The organism is Streptomyces tamarix (assembly GCF_032423885.1).
Lineage (GTDB): Bacteria > Actinomycetota > Actinomycetes > Streptomycetales > Streptomycetaceae > Streptomyces > Streptomyces tamarix.
This window is the reverse complement of the sequence record NZ_JAWCTQ010000005.1, coordinates 171,449-188,667: the sequence shown is the minus strand read 5'-3', so window position 1 is coordinate 188,667 and position 17,219 is coordinate 171,449. Positions and strand designations below refer to the sequence as shown.

At 74.5% G+C, this 17,219-nt stretch carries 15 protein-coding genes; 7 read left to right on the top strand and 8 right to left on the bottom strand.

What is annotated here, in order from left to right; translation table 11 throughout:
- Nucleotides 1–223 precede the first annotated feature (223 nt).
- Nucleotides 224–1,894 carry an RNA ligase family protein gene (locus tag RND61_RS06530; RefSeq protein ID WP_315876821.1) on the top strand — a complete coding sequence of 557 codons (1,671 nt, stop codon included), beginning with the start codon at nt 224–226 and terminating at the stop codon, nt 1,892–1,894.
- Nucleotides 1,895–4,945: a poly(A) polymerase gene (locus tag RND61_RS06525; protein ID WP_315876819.1), complete on the top strand. Its 3,051-nt coding sequence runs from the start codon at nt 1,895–1,897 to the stop codon at nt 4,943–4,945.
- A gap of 3 nt (nt 4,946–4,948) precedes the next feature.
- Here RND61_RS06525 and RND61_RS06520 read toward each other — a convergent pair whose 3' ends face one another.
- Nucleotides 4,949–5,437, bottom strand: a complete 489-nt coding sequence (locus tag RND61_RS06520; protein ID WP_315876818.1) for a MarR family transcriptional regulator — start codon at nt 5,435–5,437, stop codon at nt 4,949–4,951.
- A gap of 182 nt (nt 5,438–5,619) precedes the next feature.
- On the opposite strand from RND61_RS06520, the gene RND61_RS06515 reads away from it, so the two are divergent.
- A complete protein-coding gene (locus RND61_RS06515; RefSeq protein WP_315876817.1) occupies nt 5,620–7,767 on the top strand; it encodes a PIG-L family deacetylase in 2,148 nt (715 codons plus the stop codon).
- A 222-nt stretch (nt 7,768–7,989) separates the two neighbouring features.
- Here RND61_RS06515 and tuf read toward each other — a convergent pair whose 3' ends face one another.
- The 6 genes from tuf to RND61_RS06485 all read right to left on the bottom strand — a co-directional run bounded on the left by tuf (nt 7,990) and on the right by RND61_RS06485 (nt 14,250).
- Nucleotides 7,990–9,183, bottom strand: coding sequence for an elongation factor Tu (tuf, locus tag RND61_RS06510; protein ID WP_010474158.1), 1,194 nt, complete (start codon nt 9,181–9,183; stop codon nt 7,990–7,992).
- A gap of 161 nt (nt 9,184–9,344) precedes the next feature.
- Nucleotides 9,345–11,471, bottom strand: a complete 2,127-nt coding sequence (gene fusA / locus RND61_RS06505) for an elongation factor G (RefSeq protein ID WP_315876816.1) — start codon at nt 11,469–11,471, stop codon at nt 9,345–9,347.
- Between the two features lie 38 nt (nt 11,472–11,509).
- Nucleotides 11,510–11,980, bottom strand: coding sequence for a 30S ribosomal protein S7 (rpsG, locus tag RND61_RS06500; RefSeq protein WP_023587042.1), 471 nt, complete (start codon nt 11,978–11,980; stop codon nt 11,510–11,512).
- Nucleotides 11,981–11,982: 2 nt separating this feature from the next.
- Nucleotides 11,983–12,354, bottom strand: a complete 372-nt coding sequence (gene rpsL / locus RND61_RS06495; protein WP_003948652.1) for a 30S ribosomal protein S12 — start codon at nt 12,352–12,354, stop codon at nt 11,983–11,985.
- A gap of 299 nt (nt 12,355–12,653) precedes the next feature.
- Entirely contained in the window at nt 12,654–13,658 is a 1,005-nt protein-coding gene (locus RND61_RS06490) for a hypothetical protein (protein ID WP_315876815.1), read from the bottom strand.
- A gap of 115 nt (nt 13,659–13,773) precedes the next feature.
- Complete coding sequence (locus tag RND61_RS06485) at nt 13,774–14,250, bottom strand: helix-turn-helix transcriptional regulator (protein WP_315876814.1); 477 nt, start codon at nt 14,248–14,250, stop codon at nt 13,774–13,776.
- 211 nt (nt 14,251–14,461) lie between these two features.
- Between RND61_RS06485 and RND61_RS06480 the strand changes: the two genes are divergently transcribed.
- The 3 genes from RND61_RS06480 to RND61_RS06470 are packed head-to-tail and all read left to right on the top strand — an operon-like array spanning nt 14,462 to nt 15,836.
- The gene (locus RND61_RS06480) at nt 14,462–14,779 is read left to right on the top strand and encodes a WhiB family transcriptional regulator (RefSeq protein ID WP_315876813.1); all 318 of its coding nucleotides are present in this window, start codon (nt 14,462–14,464) and stop codon (nt 14,777–14,779) included.
- 35 nt (nt 14,780–14,814) lie between these two features.
- The gene (locus tag RND61_RS06475; RefSeq protein WP_391652959.1) at nt 14,815–15,639 is read left to right on the top strand and encodes a hypothetical protein; all 825 of its coding nucleotides are present in this window, start codon (nt 14,815–14,817) and stop codon (nt 15,637–15,639) included.
- Nucleotides 15,636–15,836 (top strand): hypothetical protein, encoded by a 201-nt coding sequence (locus tag RND61_RS06470; RefSeq protein WP_315876812.1) that lies wholly within the window; start codon nt 15,636–15,638, stop codon nt 15,834–15,836. Before RND61_RS06475 ends, RND61_RS06470 begins: the two co-directional genes overlap by 4 nt.
- Nucleotides 15,837–16,120: 284 nt before the next feature.
- Here RND61_RS06470 and RND61_RS06465 read toward each other — a convergent pair whose 3' ends face one another.
- Nucleotides 16,121–16,402 (bottom strand): hypothetical protein, encoded by a 282-nt coding sequence (locus tag RND61_RS06465; RefSeq protein WP_315876811.1) that lies wholly within the window; start codon nt 16,400–16,402, stop codon nt 16,121–16,123.
- A gap of 332 nt (nt 16,403–16,734) precedes the next feature.
- Between RND61_RS06465 and RND61_RS06460 the strand changes: the two genes are divergently transcribed.
- Nucleotides 16,735–17,136 (top strand): hypothetical protein, encoded by a 402-nt coding sequence (locus RND61_RS06460; protein WP_315876810.1) that lies wholly within the window; start codon nt 16,735–16,737, stop codon nt 17,134–17,136.
- Nucleotides 17,137–17,219 lie beyond the last annotated feature (83 nt).

Genomic DNA, 17,219 nt, shown 5'->3' with positions numbered 1-17,219 from the left:
TGCGGGGCCCGCGCGGCCGTTCGCCGGGCCGACCAGGCCCCGGCGGCCGGAAACCCGGGCGGCCGAGAACCCGGCGGCCCGGCGGAGGGGTCCGCGGCGCGGGCCGGGGACGCCCTGCCGCTCGACGGTCCGCGCCGGCCGGCCGGTTAATCGGTCGAACGGCCCTCCCCCGGCTCCTACAGTGACCGGGCACGTCACCGCTCGACCGGGGGGCCGATCCACCATGCGCACGGACCAGCCGCGGACCCACTATCCGCGCACCCCGCACCTGCCCTGGTCACCGGGGGTCGGGCGGGACGACGTGCGGGCGGTGGACCTCGGCGGGTTCGCCGGGCGGGAGGTCGTCGTCACCGAGAAGCTCGACGGCGAGAACACGACCCTGTACGCGGACGGGCTGCACGCCCGGTCGCCGGACTCGGCGCACCACCCGTCGCGGGCCTGGGTCAAGGCGCTGCAGGGCCGGATCGCGCACGCCGTACCGGAGGGGTGGCGGGTGTGCGGCGAGAACGTCTACGCCCAGCACTCCCTCCCGTACGACGCGCTGGAGAGCTACTTCTACGGCTTCTCCGTGTGGGACGGACGCGGACGGTGCCAGGACTGGGACCGGACCGTCGCCTTCCTGCGCGACCTGGGGATCCCCACCCCGCGCGTCCTGTGGCGCGGGGTGTTCGACGAGCGGGCGCTGCGCCGGCTGCGGGTCGACGCGGGGCGCCAGGAGGGGTACGTCGTGCGGACCGCCGAGGGCTTCCCGGCCGGGGAGTTCGGGCGGCGCGTCGCGAAGTGGGTGCGCCCCGGGCACGTGCGGACCGGCACGCACTGGATGCACGCCGCCGTCGTCCCGAACGGGCGGGGGCCGGCCGCAGCGCTCTGGGACGTGCGGTCCGGGGCGGCGCCCGACCCGGTGGCGCTGCTGGCCGCGGTGGGCGTGGCGGCCGGTGACCACGCGGCTGCCCGCGACGTCGCCGGGCGGCTGGGGGGCCTCGGGGACGGGAGGCTCGCCGGGGTGCTGGCCGCGCTGCTGCGCCGGGAGCGCCGCGGCGTGCTGGCCGGGCGGCTCGCGCCCGCCCTGGGGCTGCCCCTCGCGCGGCGCGTCGCGGACCTGGTGGGGCTGCACGCCGGGCTGCACCGCCCGTACCCGGACGAGGAGCGCAGGACCGGGCTCGTACGGATGTCGTACGCCGTCGACCTGGACGTCCTGCACGCGGTCGCCGCCGCCACCGCGCCGGACGCGGAGGCGCGCGAGCAGGTGGAGTGGTCCGCCCTGCACGCCGAGGGCGCGGGGGGCGCGGGCCCGATCGACGGGGCGTTCGGCGGGCTCGGCGCGGATGCCGCCGCCCGGTGCCGCGCCGAGGCCCGCGAGCTGTACGCGCTGGGGCGGATCACCACCGCCGAGGAGGCCGTCGCCGCCACCTGGCGGCTGCGCGACGGCGGTTTCCCCCGGCTGGTGCACATGGTGGGGCCCTCCGGCAGCGGCAAGAGCACCTTCGCGCGCGCCCTGCCCGGTGTCGGCGCGTACGTGTCCCTGGACGCCGTGCGCGAGGAGCGCGGCGACCGCGCCGACCAGCGGGCGGGCGGCGACGTCCTGCGCTCCGGCCTGGAGCGGCTCGACGCGGCGCTCGCGGCGGGCGGCACGGTCGTCTGGGACGCCACGTCCCTCAACCCGCACCAGCGGTCCCTCGTGCACGCCGTCGCCCGGCGCCGTGACGCGCTGGTCACGCACGCGGTGGTGCTGGTCGACGACGCCGAGCTGGTACGGCGCAACGCCGTGCGCGAACACCCCGTACCGGCGGACGTGCTCGGCGCGCAGTTGCGCCGGTTCGTGCCGCCGTACCCGGGCCAGGCGCACCGCACCTGGTACATCGGCGCGGGTGGCACCGTGGAGGAGGAGGCGTAGGTGCGTACGAGCGACGAGATCTACCACCGGGTCCGGTGGGACTCCCGGTTCGACCCGGCGCGCTTCGTGGTCGGGGTCATGCAGCGCGGGGCGGAGCCGAAGCGGGTGCCGCTGCCCGCGTTCGTGCCGGGCGGGGACATCCCGTGGCACCGGGTGCTGTTCTTCGAGGCGGACGGCGAGGTGGTCTGGGACCGGGCGTCCGGCGTCGACCGGATCGACGCGACCGGCGCCGGGCGGGTGCGGGACCCGAGGCTGCTGCGGGCGCCGTTCTTCACGGCGCGGCGGCCGTACGCGTGGGACGCGGCGGGGCGGTGGGCACCGGGCGGGGTGCCGGGCGGCGGGGCCGGGGGCGGCGGGGCTCCGGTCGCCGGGCTGCGCGTCCTGACGTGGAACACGCTGTGGGACCGGTACGACGGCGACCGCATCGACACGGTCCGCCGCCGTCCGCTGCTGCTGGACGCCCTGCGCGACGCCGACGCGGACGTGATCGCCCTCCAGGAGGCCGAGCCGGAGCTGCTGCGCACGCTGCTGGCGGAGCGCTGGGTGCGCGACGCGTACGCGCTCGGTACCGACCCGGACGGGCCGGACGTCGCCGAGTACGGGCTGCTGCTGCTCAGCCGGGTGCCGGTGCGCGAGGCGGCGGTGCACGCGCTGGGGCCGCACAAGGCGGTGGCGGCGGTGGCCGTGGAGACCGGGACGGGGCGGCCCCTGGTCATCGCGGCGACGCACCTCAGCAGCGACCACTCGCGGGACGGCGCCGGGCGGCGCGGCGCCGAACTGGCCCGGCTCGCCGAGGGGTTCGCCGGGATCGACGGCGACGTGGTGCTGGCCGGCGACTTCAACGACGGCGGCGACCTGCCGGAGACCACCCTGGGCATGCGCGACGCCTGGACGGAGGCGCACGGGCCGGCCGACCGGACGCCGACCTTCGACCCGGGCGCGAACCCGCTGGCGGCGATGTCGTCCCTGTCCGGGCGGGCGGCACGGCTCGACCGGGTGCTGCTGCGCGCCGAGCGGGTACGGGTGGACGCGGCGGAGCTGACCGGCCGCGAGCCGGCGCCGGACGGGCTGTACGTCTCCGACCACTACGGCGTGCTGGTGGACCTGGGCCTCGACGGGGCGGGCGCGCCGGGCGCGCTCGACGTGCGGCCGACGGCCAGGACGGCGGTGGCGTGGCTGCCGCCCGACGGGCTGTGGCCGCCGCTCCAGGACGTCCGCCGGGACCACGACCCGCAGGTCGGCCGGTGGCCGCCGCACGTGAACCTGCTGTTCGGGTTCGTACCGGAGGCGCGTTTCGAGCGGGCCGCGGAACTGGTCGCGGCGGCCGTGCGCGGCGTCGCCCCGTTCGAGGCCCGGCTCCAGGGCGTCCACGACTTCCGTCACCGCGACGACGCGACGGTGTGGCTGGACCCGGCGGCGGGCGGCGAAGCGCCGTGGCGGGAGCTGCGGCGCGCCCTGGAGCGGCGCTTCCCCCGCTGCCGGGGCCGCCACGGCGGCTTCACCCCGCACTTGAGCCTCGGGCGGACGACGGACCCGCGGGCCGTGGCCCGCGAGGCGGAGGCCCGGCTGGGCGGCCCGCTCACGGCCCGGGTGTCCGAGGTGACGCTCCTGTCCCGCCGCGGCGGCGAACCGATGCGCGTACGGGCGGCGGTGGACCTCGGCACGGGCGAGGTCCGCTGGTACGACGGTCCGCAGGGCCCGCCGCCCGCCGAGGTCCCGGCCGCTCCGGACCCGATCGCTGGAGATCCGGCCACTGCGGACCCGACCGCCCAGGCCCCGGCCGCTGCGGACCCGCCCGCTGCGGACCCGGCCGCTGCGGACCCGATCGCTGTGGACCCGGCCGCCCCGGACGACGCGGTCGCCGTCAGACGCGTCGTCCGGCAGGTTGCCCGGGCGCTCCCCGGCGCCGAGGTGCACGTCGTCGGGTCGAGGCGCATGGGATGCGCGCTGCCCGACGCCGACCTGGACCTCGTGGCGGCCGTCCCCGGCGACGCGGACCTCGCGGACGTACGGGCCCGTGTCGTCGCCGCGCTGCCCGGGGCGGCGCGGGTGCGGGAGGTCACCGGGGCGCGCGTGCCGGGCCTGCGGTTCGAGGCGTACGGCCTCGGCGTCGACCTGGTCGTCGTCCCGACCGGCGCGGTGCCGCCCGGCGACGCCGTGGCCCGCCGTGCCGAACTGGGCGAGGCGGCCGCCGTCGCGCTCAGCGCGGTCACCGACGCGGACGCCGTACTGGCTCTCGTCGGCGACCGCCGGGCCGAGTTCGCCCGGCTCGCACGGGGCGTGAAGGCGTGGGCGCGGGCGCGCGGCCTGGACGCGGCGCCGCTCGGCGGGCTTCCGGGCCTGGCGTGGGCGCTGCTGGCCGCCCGTACCGTACGCGAGGCGCGCGGGACCGGCGACGCACGCCCCCGGCAGCTCCTGGTGCGGTTCTTCGCGACCTGGGCCGCCTGGGACTGGCGGATCCCGGTGGACGCGGACACGGCCGACCCGGACACCCCCGGCGCGGGCACGACCGACCCGGACACCTCCAGCGCGGGCACGGCCGACCCGGACACCCCCGGCGCGGGCACGGCCGACCCGGACGCGCCCGGCACCCTCCCGGTGACGGTGACCACCCCCACGTACCCGCGGCGCCCCTGCACCGGCCAGGTCACCCCGGGCGGCCGGGACCTGCTGGTCCAGGAGCTGTACCGGGCGTGGGAGCTCCTGGAGGCGGGCCCGGATGCGGGCGGACGGCTCCTCGACCCGCCGCCGCTGCACCGGCGGCACGCCGCGTGGGCGGTCGTGACCGTCCCCCGGGGCCCGGCGGAGGGGCGCGTCCGGGGCCGTATGCGCGCCCTGCTCACCGCCCTCGCGGAGGCCGGCGCGCCGGACGCCCACGCCTGGCCGCGCCCGTTTTGGACGGCGCCGGACACGCTGTCGTACGCCGTCGGCCTCGGCGCCGCGCCACCGGACCGCGCCGCCCTCGCGGTCGTGGCCGGCCCCTGGCTGCGCGGCCTGCCGGGCACGACGCTGACCTGGGCGGACGGCGGGGACGTACCGACGCTGCGGTGAGCGTCAGCGCGCGGTCGCCGCCGCGTCGGCGTTCCGCGCGATCCGTCGCAGCACGCGCAGCGCCGCCGCGTACTCCTCGTCCGGCACGCCCTCGTGCAGTCGCGTCCGCACCTCGGTGAGCAGGTGCCTCACCCGGGCGTGGGCGGCCAGGCCGGCGTCGGTCACGCGCAGGACACCGGCGCCGTCCTCGACGGCCCAGCCGCGGTACAGCATCCGGTCCGGTACGCGCGGGATCTCGTCGGCGTCGTCGGCCAGCGGGGCCAGAGCGACGGCGAGGGCCTCGCGGGTCGCGCCGTCCGGCCCGGCGGTGACCAGGCGGTTGAGGGTCCACCACAGGGGCTGGGTGAGGTCGGCGGTCGCCATGGCGTCGCGGAGGTGCCGGAGGGCGGCCCTGTGGACGAGGCCGCTCCAGTAGCCGATGGGCTGTGCGGCGAGGTCCTCGTCGGCGGCGTTCGGGTCGGCGGGGGCGGGGGCGAGCGGGGGTGGCGTCATGACACGACGCTAAAACCTAAAGTCGAATTGAGGTCAAGGCCGTCCGTCCTTGAACACCCCGCCGCGTCCCGGGCAACCCGAGGTGTCGATAATCCGTCTAGATGACCGCGGGAACCGCGCCGACCAGCGCTTCCGCCGCCGTCAGCAGGACCACTCGCAGCAGCACCAGTACGGGGGCACAAGTGAACGACATACCGGGGGGCCGGCCTCGCGCTGCCGTTCTCCGCACCGGAGCACGCGACGGGGACCCGGCCCCCGGCGTCCGCGGCGCCCCGCGCCCCACCCGTCGCCGCACCCTCGCCGCCGCCCTCGCCCTCGCCGGGACCACCGGCCTCACCGGTCTCACCGGCTGCTCCGTCCCCGCCCCGCGCCGCGGCGACCCCACCGCCGACCCGGCGCCGGGCATGCCGATCACCAGCTCGCGCCGCGCGCAGTTGATGCAGATCATGGCGCACCCGGACGACGACCTGTACTTCATGAACCCGGACTGCCAGCGCATGGTGGACGCCGGTGTCCCCCTGGTCTGCGTGTACGTCACCGCCGGCGAGCACACCGGCAAGAACCACGTCCCGGGCCGGACCGGCGAGACGATCGCCGACAAGGCCGCGTACTCCTCCGCCCGCCACCAGGGCCTGCGCCAGGCGTACGCGCGGATGATCGGCCTGGACGAGTTCACCCCCTGGCAGAAGGGCGTCGCCACCCTCCGCGGCGACCGCCAGGCCGAGATCAACACGCTCGCGAACGGCAACCGCCGCGTCGAGCTGGTCTTCCTCAACCTCGCCATGCACGCGCCCCGCCGCTGGACGGCGCTCCCCAGCCTGTGGGAGGACCGCGGGCTCGGCCTGCGGACCGTCGTCGCGACCGACTCCCCCGTCCGCCGCGCCTCGGACTACGACTACGACGGGCTGGTCGACGTCCTCGTGGGGCTGATGGAGCGCTACCGGCCCACCGTCGTCCACACCCTCGACCCCGACCCGGACATCCAGCACAGCGACGAGGCGACCCGCAGGAAGGACTCCGAGCAGCCCGGCTACTCGGACCACGGCGACCACACCGCCGTCGCCTCCTTCAGCTGGGCGGCGATGGTCCGCTGGGTCGCCGAGGCCACCGCGGACGGCGGTGCGATACCGGGCTTCGTCACCACCTCGTTCCGCGGCTACTACAACCGCCACTGGCCCAAGAACCTCCCCGAGCCGGTCCTGCGGGAGAAGGCCGCCCACCTCGTCCCGTACGGCGGCGACCCGTCCTGGCAGTGCGGCAACAGCGCCGGCTGCGGCGACTACATGGTCGGCGGCAGCCGCCCCCTGACCAACAAGAAGGGCTGGGTCCGCGCCACCCACCACCGCTACCCCGGCCCCGGCCCGGTCGTCACGACCGGCCCCGACGGGCGGCTCTGCGCGTACGGGGTGCTGGGCCTGCGCGCGGTGCGCTGGCGGGAGACCGAGGCGGGCAGCGGCCAGTGGGCCGAACCGGACGACCTCGGCGGCGGCCCCCTCGCCCCCGGCCTGGGCGCGGCGGCGCTGCTCGACGGGCGGCAGCTCCTGTTCGGCCTGCGGTTCGCGGCGCTCGGCGGGCACGGCGGCGCCAACGAGCGCGAGATCGTGGTGCTGGAGCAGCGCTCCCCCGGCGGCCCGTTCCTGGCCTGGGCGGGCCTCGGGAACCCGGAGCGGGACGAGGACCGGGGGCGGCGGATCGGCGTGCCCGTGGCGGTGGCCGCCCCGGACGGCCGCGTCCACCTGTTCACGCGCAACGCCGACAAGGGCGTCAGCTCGCGCGTCCGGGAGGCCGACGGCACCTGGGGGCCCTGGCGGGACCTGGGCGGCGCCGAGGTGCAGGACGGGCTGTCGGCGGCGGTCGACGGGCGCGGGCGCGTCCACCTGTTCGCCGCGGGGCGGGAGCGCGTGCACCACTGGGCGCAGGACGCGCCGGGCGGTCCGGTCGCCTTCCGCGCGGGCGGCGCGCTGCCGGCGCCCGGCGGGCCCGTCGGCGTGGCGGCCACCCCGGACGGCGGCCTGGCCCTGTACTACCGACGGCCGACCGCGAAGGAGCTGACGGCGGTACGGATCGACGGCACCCGGCTCCCGGCACCCGCCTTCGACGGGTACGGCGCGGTCAGCGCGGCCGGTACGCCCAAGGGCCCGGTCCTCCTCGGCCGCGACCTGCGCGGGCGCGTCCAGCTCCACGTCGGCGGGCGCCGCGCGGTGCGCGCCCGGGGCGCGGTCGCGCTGGGCCCCGCGACCCCGCACCTGGGGCCGCAGGGCGCGCTGGCGGTGGGCATCGGCGCGGACGCGTGCCCGTGGTCGTGGGCGTCCCACACGGACGCGGCCTGACGCCCCTGCGGACGTCCCCGCGCGGGGCGCGCACCGCCCTGGGCGGCGGACCTCCCCCCGACCGCCGGGCGGACGGCTCCGCGCGGCGCGCACGACGAAGGCGCCCGCGCGGAGGGCGCACACGACGAAGGGCCCCGCACCTCTCGGTGCGGGGCCCCTCTGTTGCTCCAGGTGCTCCTGAGAGCAACCAGGTCAGCCGTTCAGGCCGTCAAGAAGCGGAACTTACTTGACGATCTTGGTGACCTGGCCGGCGCCGACGGTCCGGCCACCCTCACGGATGGCGAACTTCAGGCCCTCCTCCATGGCGACCGGCTGGATCAGCTGGACGGACATGGTGGTGTTGTCGCCCGGCATGACCATCTCGGTGCCCTCGGGGAGGGTCACGACGCCGGTCACGTCCGTGGTACGGAAGTAGAACTGCGGGCGGTAGTTGTTGAAGAACGGCGTGTGGCGGCCACCCTCGTCCTTGGAGAGGATGTAGGCCTGCGCCTCGAACTCGGTGTGCGGGGTGACCGAGCCCGGCTTGATGATGACCTGGCCGCGCTCGACGTCCTCGCGCTTGATGCCGCGGAGCAGCAGACCGACGTTCTCACCGGCCTGGCCCTCGTCGAGCAGCTTGCGGAACATCTCGATGCCGGTGACCGTGGTGGTGGTCTTCTCGGTCTTGATGCCGATGATGTCGACGGTCTCGTTGACCTTCAGGACACCGCGCTCGATACGACCGGTGACGACCGTGCCACGACCGGTGATCGTGAAGACGTCCTCGATCGGCATCAGGAACGGCTTGTCGACGTCGCGCTCCGGCTGCGGGATGGCCTCGTCGACGGCGTTCATGAGGTTCATGACCGACTCGGCCCACTCCGGGTCGCCCTCGAGCGCCTTCAGAGCGGAGACCTTGACGACCGGAACGTCGTCGCCCGGGAACTCGTACTCGGAGAGGAGCTCACGGACCTCGAGCTCGACGAGCTCCAGGATCTCCTCGTCGTCCACCATGTCGGCCTTGTTCAGGGCGACGACGATGTACGGAACGCCGACCTGGCGGGCCAGGAGCACGTGCTCCTTGGTCTGCGGCATCGGGCCGTCGGTGGCGGCGACCACGAGGATGGCGCCGTCCATCTGCGCCGCACCCGTGATCATGTTCTTGATGTAGTCCGCGTGACCCGGGCAGTCGACGTGCGCGTAGTGACGCGACTCCGTCTGGTACTCGACGTGCGCGATGGAGATGGTGATACCGCGCTGACGCTCCTCAGGAGCCTTGTCGATCTGGTCGAAGGCCGAAGCCTCGTTCAGGTCCGGGTACTTGTCGTGCAGCACCTTGGTAATGGCGGCCGTGAGGGTCGTCTTACCGTGGTCGATGTGACCGATGGTGCCGATGTTGACGTGCGGCTTAGTCCGCTCGAACTTCGCCTTCGCCACTGGGGTCCTCCTGTGGAGTGGTTCTGTACGCCTTACTCATCGGCGCCAGGTGATCTTTGCTGGGATGCCGGCCCCGGGGCGTTCCGTGCCTCCGCTCGCGCGGTCTGCGCCGAAACGCCCCGTGTATCCGGTGACAAGCCTAAGGCGTGAACTCGGTTGAGTTACTCGCCCTTGGCCTTCGCGATGATCTCCTCGGCGACGTTCCGCGGAACCTCGGCGTAGGAGTCGAACTGCATCGAGTAGCTTGCGCGACCCGAGGTCTTGCTGCGGAGGTCGCCGACGTAGCCGAACATCTCCGACAGCGGCACCAGGCCCTTGACGACGCGGGCACCGGCGCGCTCCTCCATGGCCTGGATCTGGCCACGGCGGGAGTTGATGTCACCGATGACATCGCCCATGTAGTCCTCGGGCGTGGTGACCTCAACGGCCATCATCGGCTCGAGGAGCACGGGGGACGCCTTGCGCGCGGCCTCCTTGAAGGCCTGCGAGCCGGCGATCTTGAAGGCGAGCTCGGAGGAGTCGACCTCGTGGTAGGCACCGTCGAGCAGGGTGATGCGCACGCCCGTCATCTCGTAGCCCGCGAGGATGCCGAACTGCATGGCCTCCTGGCAGCCGGCGTCCACGGAAGGAATGTATTCCTTCGGGATGCGGCCACCGGTGACCTTGTTGACGAACTCGTACGAGGCGTCGCCGCCCTCGATCGGCTCGATCGCGATCTGCACCTTGGCGAACTGACCGGTACCACCGGTCTGCTTCTTGTGGGTGTAGTCCACGCGCTCGACGGCCTTGCGGATCGTCTCACGGTACGCGACCTGCGGCTTGCCGACGTTGGCCTCGACCTTGAACTCGCGCTTCATGCGGTCGACGAGCACCTCGAGGTGAAGCTCGCCCATACCGCCGATGACGGTCTGGCCGGTCTCCTCGTTGGTGTGCACCTGGAAGGAGGGGTCCTCCTCCGCGAGACGCTGGATGGCGACACCCAGCTTCTCCTGGTCACCCTTGGACTTGGGCTCGATGGCGACCTCGATGACCGGCGCCGGGAAGTCCATGGACTCCAGGATCACCGGGGCCTTCTCGTCGCACAGCGTCTCACCGGTCGTGGTCTGCTTCAGACCCATGACGGCGATGATGTCGCCGGCGCCCACCGACTCGATCTCCTCACGCTTGTTCGCGTGCATGCGGTAGATCTTGCCGATGCGCTCCTTCTTGCCCTTGACGGAGTTCAGCACCGAGGTGCCGGACTCCAGGCGACCGGAGTAGATCCGGACGAAGGTGAGCTTGCCCAGGTGCGGGTCGCTCATGATCTTGAACGCCAGCGCCGACAGCGGCTCGTTGTCGGACGGCTTGCGCTTGACGACGGCCTCGGCGTCCTTGGGGTCCTGGCCCTCGATCGCCTCGATGTCGACCGGCGACGGCAGGTAGCGCACGACGGCGTCGAGCAGGGGCTGGACGCCCTTGTTCTTGAACGCGGTACCGCAGAACACCGGGGTGACCGTGGTGCCCGTGCCCTTGCCGGAGGCGATGGTGATACGACGGATCGCGGCGTACAGCTGCTCCTCGGTGGGCTCCTGGCCCTCCAGGTACAGCTCCATGATCTCTTCGTCGTTCTCCGCGACGGCCTCGACGAGCTTGTTGCGGTACTCCTCGGCAGCCTCGGCGTGGGTGTCCGGGATGTCGACGATGTCGTACATCTCGCCCTTGGCCGCCTCGGCGGACCAGACCAGGGCCTTCATGCGGACCAGGTCGACGACGCCCTTGAAGTCCGCCTCGGCACCGATCGGCAGCTGCATGACGAGCGGCTGCGCGCCCAGGCGGTCCGAGATCATGTCCACGCAGCGGTGGAACTCGGCGCCCGTACGGTCGAGCTTGTTCACGAAGCAGATACGCGGAACGCCGTAGCGGTCCGCCTGACGCCACACGGTCTCGGACTGCGGCTCCACACCGGCCACACCGTCGAACACGGTCACGGCGCCGTCGAGGACGCGGAGCGAACGCTCCACCTCGACGGTGAAGTCGACGTGACCGGGGGTGTCGATGATGTTGATGGTGTGATCGACGTCCTCGAGCGACCAGTGACAGGTCGTCGCGGCGGACGTGATCGTGATGCCGCGCTCCTGCTCCTGCTCCATCCAGTCCATCGTGGCAGCGCCGTCGTGGACCTCACCGATCTTGTACGAAACACCGGTGTAGAAGAGGATGCGCTCGGTGGTGGTCGTCTTGCCCGCGTCGATGTGGGCCATGATCCCGATGTTGCGGACCTTGGCCAGGTCAAGCGAAGTGGTAGCCATAAGGCTTCAGTCTTCTCTCGGTCTCGATGTGGGTGCGACTACCAGCGGTAGTGCGCGAAGGCCTTGTTGGACTCGGCCATCTTGTGCGTGTCCTCGCGCTTCTTGACCGAGGCGCCGAGGCCGTTCGAGGCGTCCAGCAGCTCGTTCATCAGGCGCTCGGTCATGGTCTTCTCACGACGGGCGCGCGAGTAGCCCACGAGCCAGCGGAGAGCGAGGGTGGAGGCGCGACCGGGCTTGACCTCGATCGGCACCTGGTAGGTGGCACCACCGACGCGGCGGGACTTCACCTCGAGGGCCGGCTTGACGTTCTCGAGGGCGCGCTTCAGCGTGATGACCGGGTCCTGGCCGGTCTTCTCGCGAAGACCCTCCATCGCGCCGTAGACGATGCGCTCGGCGGTGGAACGCTTGCCGTTGAGCAGAATCTTGTTGATGAGCGAGGTCACCAGAGGAGAACCGTAAACCGGGTCGATGATGACCGGGCGCTTCGGGGCGGGGCCCTTACGAGGCATTCTTACTTCTCCTTCTTGGCGCCGTAGCGGCTGCGGGCCTGCTTGCGGTTCTTGACACCCTGGGTGTCGAGCGAGCCGCGGATGATCTTGTAGCGAACACCCGGCAGGTCCTTCACACGGCCACCACGCACGAGCACGATGGAGTGCTCCTGCAGGTTGTGTCCCTCACCCGGAATGTAAGCCGTGACCTCGATCCCGGAGGTCAGACGCACACGCGCGACCTTGCGGAGGGCCGAGTTCGGCTTCTTCGGGGTGGTCGTGAACACACGCGTGCAGACGCCGCGGCGCTGAGGGGAACCCTCGAGTGCGGGCGTCTTGTTCTTCTCGACCTTGTCCTGCCGGCCCTTCCGGACCAGCTGCTGGATCGTAGGCACTACTTCTCCGGTTTCTGTGTGCCGTGTAGTGAAGCTAACCTGGAACACCGCCCGACCCACGCGGTCGGGTGTGTCGAATACTGCGCGCTTCCACCGGGGGGCGGAAACGGGCGCAGATTGCGGTGGCCGTCGACGACTCGCCGTGCGGTTGAGGACACGCACAGGAGCCCAGGCACACCCCAGGCACAAGGTCTGAGCGTACCTACCGTACGGACCTGGGTCAAAACAAATGCCCTCGCCCCGGACGGGCCGGCGCACCGGTCCCCGAACGGGCGGGCGGCGCGGGAACGGCGGCCCCCTCAGCCGCGGTCCCCGGGGTGGTCCCCGGGGGGCTCCGACGGCCGGTCGGCCGATCGGTCGGCCGGCCGATCGGCGGGGTCCCGGCGGCGGGTGGTCAGGCGCGGGATGGTCGGGACCCTGGAGCCGCGGGACTTCGCGACCAGTCCGGGCGGCGCGCCCCCACTCCCCGTTCCGGCGCCGTCGCCGTTCGCGCCGCGGTGCCCGTCGCCACCCTCCGGGGCGGCGGGGGCGGGCCGGTCGGCGGGCGGGGGCGGGTCGGCGCGGCCCTCCGGGGCGGCGCGGCCCTCCGGGGCGGCGGGGTCCCGCGGGTCGGCGCGGTCGTGCCGGTCCGCCCCGCCGGTCCGCGCGGTACGGCCCTGCCGGCGCGTACGGCCGTCGCGGCCCTGGTCGGCCGGGTCCTGGCCTGCGGGGTCCTGACCCATGGGGTCCCGGTCGGCCGGGCCCCGGTCTGCGGGGCCCCGGTCGTCAGCGCTCCGGCCGGTGGGATCCCCGCCGGCACGGCCCCGGTCGGCGGGGGCGCGGTCGGCGCCGCCCGGCTCGACCCGGCGCGCGGGGGCCGGCCGGTCCGCCGGGGGGCGCCGGGGGGCGGGGCGGCGCGTACGGTCGCGGGTGGCCGCCCCTTCGGCGTCGGGGCCGCCCGGGCCGCGGGCGTCGTCGCGGGGGAACGGGATGACCGCGGCCTGGCCCGGCGTGCGGCCGACCAGGCGCAGCCGCCGGGTCTGGGCTATGCGGCGGGCCTCCTCCAGCACGGGTTCGTACTGGTCGGCGGCGTCGCGCCAGCCGTTGGCGTACGCCTGGAACTCGCGGCGCGCCATCTCCTCGCGCAGCACGACCACGACGTCCCCGGGCAGGTGGGTCTCCAGGTAGCGCCCGAGGGTGGAGAGGAGGTCCGGGAGGCCGTCCGCCGGCTCGGGGAGCCCCGGGACGGGGCCCCGCGCCCGGGGTGGCCGCGCGTCGTCGCGCGGGGCGCGTGGCGGCCGGGAGCACTCCTCGCCCTCTCCCATGACCCGCTCTCTTTCCCAACCAGACGCTGTCGTTTCCGCCGGTGACACCACGATCGGCGGGGCGTTCGGCCTGCGTGGGGGCAACAGGCCACAACAGCTTACGAGAAAGAGCAGTTCAGCCCCGGCGGGCACTCTTCGCCTCGGTCTCCGCCGCGCCCTCGCGGCCGGCGCGCGCCGGCGGTCCCCCGGGGAGGAACTGCCCGGCGACGCGGATGAACATGTCCCGCTGGTCGGACGGGATGCCGAGGCCGGCCGCGGCCTCCTCCAGCGTGAGCCGGGGTGCGGGCGCCTCCTCGGCGGCCGGGACGTCGTCCGGCAGGCCGGGCAGCGGCAGGTCGTCCTCGGTCAGCCGGCCGGACTTGATCAGCATGTCCCGCACCGGGACGCGGAGCACGTGGGCGAGCCGGCGCATGGTCTCCAGGTCCGGCGTGCTCTGGCCCTGGAGGAGCCGGGTGATGGCCGCCCGGTGGACGCCGGCCTCGTCGGCGAGCCGGGACTTCCCCCCGCCGCGGGGGCTGTCGATGTCGTATCCCTGCCGCCGGATCACCCCCTCGATCCAGGCGGTGAACTGTTCCAACTCGCTGGCGGACATCGGCAGCACTCTCCCTCCGAGGCGGGCACCAGACTATCGCGCTCGCACGCACGGAATTACCCGTTCCCCTGGCCCCAAACAGTGAAGATTGCCCCACAGAACGCTCACAGGCAGCCCCGATTCTAGTTGCGTGCACACTCGCAACATGTAAGTGTGCGAGCTCGCAACACTCGTGTCGCTCATTCGTTCGCACGCGTACCAGGGGGCCACCATGACCGCACCGTCCGCCGACACCGCTTCCGCCGCCACGACCGGAACCCCCGCCTGCGCCGGGCTGCCGCCCCACGTCGTGTTCGCCCGCAGGGCCGCCGACGCGGCACCGGCCCTGCGGGCCTGCGCCCGGTGCCCCGTGATCCGCCGGTGCGAGGAGGTCGTGGACCCGGCGCACACCTGGTTCGACGGCGTCAGCGCCGGGCGGCTGTGGCGCAACGGCCGGCCGGTCGACCTCGACCGGGGCCGGCGGCGCCGCGCCGGGAACCGCGGGGCCCGCGAGGGCCTGGCCGGAGCCCCGTCCCGCCCGGCCGCCTGAACCGTCCCGCACACCGCACCGGAGGGGAGCACCCCATGTCCGCCACCCAGTCCCCCGGCACCTCCCACACCCCCGACGCCTCCGCCGCCCCCGACGCCCTCGGGGCCGTGCGCGACGCCGCGCTGTGGACCGCCATGCTGATCCGCCAGTTCCCCGAACTGCTCACCGAGCTCGCCCCGGCCGCCGGCGCCGCCCCCCGGTCCGCCGACCGGACCTCCCCCGCCCCGGGCCCGGCGGAGCGCGCCGAGCGCGCGGCCCGCCTGCGCGCCGAGCGCGAGGAGGCGCTGCTCAACGAACAGCGACACGGCTTGTCCGTCCCCGGTCACACCGCCGCCCCCATCCGCCTGCACGTATCCGACGCGATCCGGGACATCACCGACGGCGTGAGCGAGCTGGAGGAGGCGGTGTACGACCGCCTCGGCCTCGGCCGGCCGCGCCGGGCCGACGTGCCCCGGCGGCTGGTCCGCCTCACCGGGCTGCTCGACCGCGTGGCCGCCGACGCGACCCTGGCCCGGCACGTACGGGACGAGGTGCGGCGCATGGCGCGGCGGTGCGCGCGGGCGCTGGGCGAAGTGGAGACGATGGTGCGGCTGCCCGGGCGCTGCCCGTGCTGCGACTCGGTGTCGCTGCGGGCCTTCCCGGCGAGCCGGACCGTCGTGTGCGTCAACCCGGGCTGCCGCTGCGGGGTGCCGGGCTGCGACTGCGCGACCGACCCGGCCTTCCGGCACCTGTGGGCGGAGGACGCCTGGCAGGAGCTGGCACAGTCCGTCGGCGTGGGGCAGGCGGAGATCGCCGTCCGGATGGAGGAGCGGGCGCCGGCGGGCGCGTCCGTCCGGCAGGACGAGGAGGGGGCCCGATGACCCCCGCGCGCGTCCCCGTGGGCCCGGCGCTCGTCACCGGGCGGCTGGCCGCGCAGGAGGCCGGTGTCCTGCCCGCCACCATCCGCAAGTGGGTGCAGCTCGGACGGCTGGCACCGGCGGGGCGGCAGGGCCGCGCCCAGCTCTTCCGGCTGGAGGACGTGTTCGCGGCGGAACGCTCGGCGCGCCGCGGGGGCTGACGCCGCGAGGCGGGCCGCCCCACCACGAAGGACGGCTCCGCCGAACGGCCCGGCCAGGCGACTCCGCCAGGCGACCCGACCAGGCGACTCCGCCGGACGGCTCGGCCGGGCGACCCGACCAGGCGACTCCACCGGACGACCCGGCCGGGCGACCCGACCAGGCGACTCCACTGGACGACCCGGCCGGACCGCTCCGCCGGACAAGTCGACAGCACGACGCACGCACGCGCCGGGGCGGCCACTCCCGTACGAGGAGTGGCCGCCCCGGCGCGTCGGTGCGTCCGTCAGGCGCGCTCCGCCGGGTCGGGCCGGACGGGCAGGTGGCGGACGGGGGCGGGGGCCGGAGCGGGGTGCTCCCCGGTCAGCGCGGCCACGGCCTCCTGCCAGCCGATGGAGAAGCCGCGCGACTCGGCGTCGACGGTGAGGCGGGCACCGACCTTGGCGATGACGGCGCTGAGCGCGCGCCCCACCCCTCCGGTGTACGTCCCGGCCTCGGCGCTCTCCGCCGCCACCTCGACCGCGGCGGCCGCGACATCGGCCAGTCGCTCCTGCGGACTGATCGTCATCGGCCCTCACCGCCCGCGGTCCGTCCGCTCCTCGTGCTCGTCTCCACGCCCCACCACTCCTTCGCCCCGTTGGGTGTGTCCGTACCTTCCGCGCCGCGCCTCGAAGACCCGCCCCGATGATTCGAATAGATGTTCGGATTAGGGAGCGTAGCGCAGACGGGCGATCGAGGACGGGTACGACGACGCCGGGGCGCACCGAAGTTGGTTGCGGGCGGCGGGCGCCCCGATCACACTTGGAGCAGCGGCAGAGCTGCGCCCTCGACCAGGGCGGCGGTCCTGCCGCTTCGTGTTTTCCGCACGTCAGCCGAACGCCTCTCGAAGGGAGCGTCCATGTGAGCCCTCTCGCCTTCCCCGACGTGGAACGACTCGTGGTCGACCACCTCAGGAACCGGCCGGAACTGACCGGGGTCGTGGTCGACAACCGGCCACCCGCCGGCTTCGACGGCACCCAGAAGGCGGTCCTCGTCTCCCGCGTCGGCGGCGCCTGGGTGGACGACCTCCACCTCGACCGGCCGCTGCTCGACCTGGAGGTCTACGGGCCGGACAAGACGGCCGCCCACACGGTCGCCCTGGCCGCCCGCGCCGCACTGCTCGAAGCCGCCGGCACGGTGTACGGCGGCGCCGCCGTCACCGAGGTGGTCGAGGCGGACGGACCGCGCTGGCTGCCCGACTACAACCGGCCCGCCGGCAACCGCTACCTCTCCACGGTCCGGTTGTCGATCCGGCCCGCGTAGATCCCCTCCGCACCCCTCACGCGCGGTTCACCCGCGCCCCCGAACAGGCCCCGCCGCACCCGCGACGGGGCCTTCGCCGCGTC

What these genes read in the sequence shown, in the direction of transcription:
- RND61_RS06530 (WP_315876821.1), top strand. Translation starts at nt 224, where the DNA reads ATGCGCACGGACCAGCCGCGGACCCACTATCCGCGCACCCCGCACCTG.
- RND61_RS06520 (WP_315876818.1), bottom strand. Translation starts at nt 5,437, where the DNA reads ATGACGCCACCCCCGCTCGCCCCCGCCCCCGCCGACCCGAACGCCGCC.
- fusA (WP_315876816.1), bottom strand. Translation starts at nt 11,471, where the DNA reads ATGGCTACCACTTCGCTTGACCTGGCCAAGGTCCGCAACATCGGGATC.
- rpsG (WP_023587042.1), bottom strand. Translation starts at nt 11,980, where the DNA reads ATGCCTCGTAAGGGCCCCGCCCCGAAGCGCCCGGTCATCATCGACCCG.
- RND61_RS06490 (WP_315876815.1), bottom strand. Translation starts at nt 13,658, where the DNA reads ATGGGAGAGGGCGAGGAGTGCTCCCGGCCGCCACGCGCCCCGCGCGAC.
- RND61_RS06485 (WP_315876814.1), bottom strand. Translation starts at nt 14,250, where the DNA reads ATGTCCGCCAGCGAGTTGGAACAGTTCACCGCCTGGATCGAGGGGGTG.
- RND61_RS06480 (WP_315876813.1), top strand. Translation starts at nt 14,462, where the DNA reads ATGACCGCACCGTCCGCCGACACCGCTTCCGCCGCCACGACCGGAACC.
- RND61_RS06475 (WP_391652959.1), top strand. Translation starts at nt 14,815, where the DNA reads ATGTCCGCCACCCAGTCCCCCGGCACCTCCCACACCCCCGACGCCTCC.
- RND61_RS06470 (WP_315876812.1), top strand. Translation starts at nt 15,636, where the DNA reads ATGACCCCCGCGCGCGTCCCCGTGGGCCCGGCGCTCGTCACCGGGCGG.
- RND61_RS06465 (WP_315876811.1), bottom strand. Translation starts at nt 16,402, where the DNA reads ATGACGATCAGTCCGCAGGAGCGACTGGCCGATGTCGCGGCCGCCGCG.